Here is a 2,171-nt window from a genome sequence, read left to right as displayed (position 1 = left end):
GCTCTAACCTAGAACCGCGAAGCCCCGCTCTGAAGAGCGGGGAGTCGTCACTCGCCGCTTTCTGGGGTCGGGGGAAGGCTTTGTGCCCTAAGCCGTTCCCACGGGAAGTCGTCTAAAGGGTAAAAGCGGTCTGCCTGCTGGGCCAGGCGGTGGGAGGAAAGGGCGTGGAAGGTGGTGTTTTCCACCTGCTTGCCCATGTCCTGGACCACCCTGACCACCTCGGCGAAATCCCCGTCCCCAGAAACCAAAACCGCCACGTCGTAGGCGTCGGCGTAGGCCAGACGGAGGATGTCAATGGCGATCTGGATGTCCACCCCTTTTTCCACGAACCCCTCGGCCCGCCTCTCCAAGCGGCCCAGGCGCACGGCCACATAGGGCACCCGCTTCAAGTAGTTGAGAAAGCTCTGGTGGGCCTTGGCGGCGGGGTCTTCCGGGGGAAGGGGGGCGTTGTAATAGTAGGCGCGGAGGAGCTTGCGTCCGGCAGTCAGAAGCGTAATGAACTCCACAAAGTTTAGCCGATAATCCGTTCCCAGGTGTTGCACCAACCCCTTATACAGGTTGGAGCCGTCGATGAATATCGCTACCCTTTCCATAATACTCCCGCCCCTTGACGGGCTCCTTCAGTTTAGCCCAGGCGGGTGAGAAAGTTTATAGCCCACCGCTCCTATGGAGCAGTGGGGGAAGGGATACACACTCCACGTAGCCCTTTTGGGCGGGGCTATCCTATCACGGTTTTCCCATGAGCGCAAGATGAGGGACAAAAGAACGCTTAGGGACGTATTTTTTCCGTTTCCGCGTACACGTCGCGGAAGACCCCAGGGATGGGAGCGTGGGGTTTGTGCACCCGGACCCGGACTGCCTCGAGGCGGGGGAAAGCCTTTAAGAGCTCCTCCGCCAGGTGGTCCGCCAGGGCCTCTATGAGGTAAAACCGCCTGTGGCGCACCGCCTCCTCCACCAGGGCGTAGACGGCGGCATAGTCTACGGTTTCCTCTAGCCGGTCCCCCTTGCCCTCAAAGGGTACCTTCAGCCAGAGGTCCACCACGAAACGGGCCCCCAAGCGACCTTCCTCGGGCTTTACCCCATGCCGGCCATAGAACTCCAGACCCAAAAGGGCGATCTCTCCCACGTCTACCCCCAAAGGGCATGCCAAACAGCCAGGGCCTCCCGGTGGGCGGCCACGTCGTGGACGCGAAGGATCCTGGCCCCCTTCATGGCAGCAAAGAGGTGGGCGGCCACAGAGCCAAAGACCCTTTTTGCGGGCTCCTCCACCCCCGTAAGCTCCCCGATGCTCCGCTTGCGGGAAAGCCCCACCAAAACGGGATGGCCCAGGGCCACGATTTCCTCCAGGTGTTGGAGGAGGGCGAGGTTGTGTTGCAAAAGTTTCCCGAAGCCAAAGCCTGGGTCCAGGACCACCTGGGGAACCCCAGCCCTTAGGGCCTTTTCCGCCTGGACCTTCAGAAAGGCCTTTACCTCGGCCACCACATCCCCGTAGTGGGCATGGGCCATCATGGCCTTGGGATCGGGCACGGGCATGTGCATGACCACCGCGGCCACCCCATACTGGGCGCAAAGGGCCACCATGCGCTCATCCCGAAGGCCCGTCACGTCGTTGATGAGGTGTGCCCCCAGTTTCAGGGCCTCCGCCGCCACCTCGGGCTTACGGGTGTCCACGCTCACCGGCACCCCCAGCTCCAGGACCGCTTCCAAAACCGGAAGAAGCCGCCTTTTTTCCTCTTCCAGGGGCACAGGCTCCGCCCCGGGCCGGGTGGACTCGGCCCCCAGGTCCAGGAGATCCGCTCCCTCCGCCACCAGGGTCTTGGCCCTTTCCAGGGCCCTTTCCGGGTCCAGGTAGAGGCCGCCATCGGAAAAGGAATCGGGGGTGAGGTTGAGGATGCCCATGACCCGGGGGCGGGAAAGGTCCAGGGTGCGGTCGCGAAGCCAAAGCACGCCAGGATTATATTGGGGCCAGGGGGTGAAACATGCGTCTGTCGGCTGCGGTGGACCTGGGAGAGGGGTTGGAGGTGGTGGTGGACAGCGCCCGTTTTCTTCAGGAGGGGCTCGGCATCCCCGCGGAGCTGCTCCACGTGGTACCCACCCCTTACAGAAAAGGGGGGCGTGGGGGGGCCATAATGCCCCGGACCTTCAGTCCGGGGATACATGGACCCCCCACA

3 protein-coding genes and 1 pseudogene are annotated in these 2,171 nt (G+C 62.9%); 1 reads left to right on the top strand and 3 read right to left on the bottom strand.

What is annotated here, in order from left to right:
* Positions 1-47: 47 nt before the first annotated feature.
* The 3 genes from L0D16_RS12315 to folP form a co-directional block, all read right to left on the bottom strand.
* Positions 48-593: a LabA-like NYN domain-containing protein gene (locus L0D16_RS12315; protein WP_243032473.1), complete on the bottom strand. Its 546-nt coding sequence runs from the start codon at positions 591-593 to the stop codon at positions 48-50.
* A gap of 176 nt (positions 594-769) precedes the next feature.
* On the bottom strand, positions 770-1,126 hold the full coding sequence (gene folB / locus L0D16_RS12310; protein ID WP_243032472.1) for a dihydroneopterin aldolase: 357 nt from the start codon (positions 1,124-1,126) through the stop codon (positions 770-772).
* A gap of 2 nt (positions 1,127-1,128) precedes the next feature.
* A complete protein-coding gene (gene folP / locus L0D16_RS12305) occupies positions 1,129-1,947 on the bottom strand; it encodes a dihydropteroate synthase (protein ID WP_243032471.1) in 819 nt (272 codons plus the stop codon).
* A gap of 32 nt (positions 1,948-1,979) precedes the next feature.
* On the opposite strand from folP, the pseudogene L0D16_RS12300 reads away from it, so the two are divergent.
* A pseudogene (locus tag L0D16_RS12300) lies at positions 1,980-2,171 on the top strand (hypothetical protein); the annotation flags it as partial.

The sequence above is a fragment of the Thermus altitudinis genome (assembly GCF_022760835.1).
Classification (GTDB): Bacteria; Deinococcota; Deinococci; order Deinococcales; family Thermaceae; genus Thermus; species Thermus altitudinis.
This window is presented reverse-complemented; position numbering and strand designations above follow the sequence as displayed.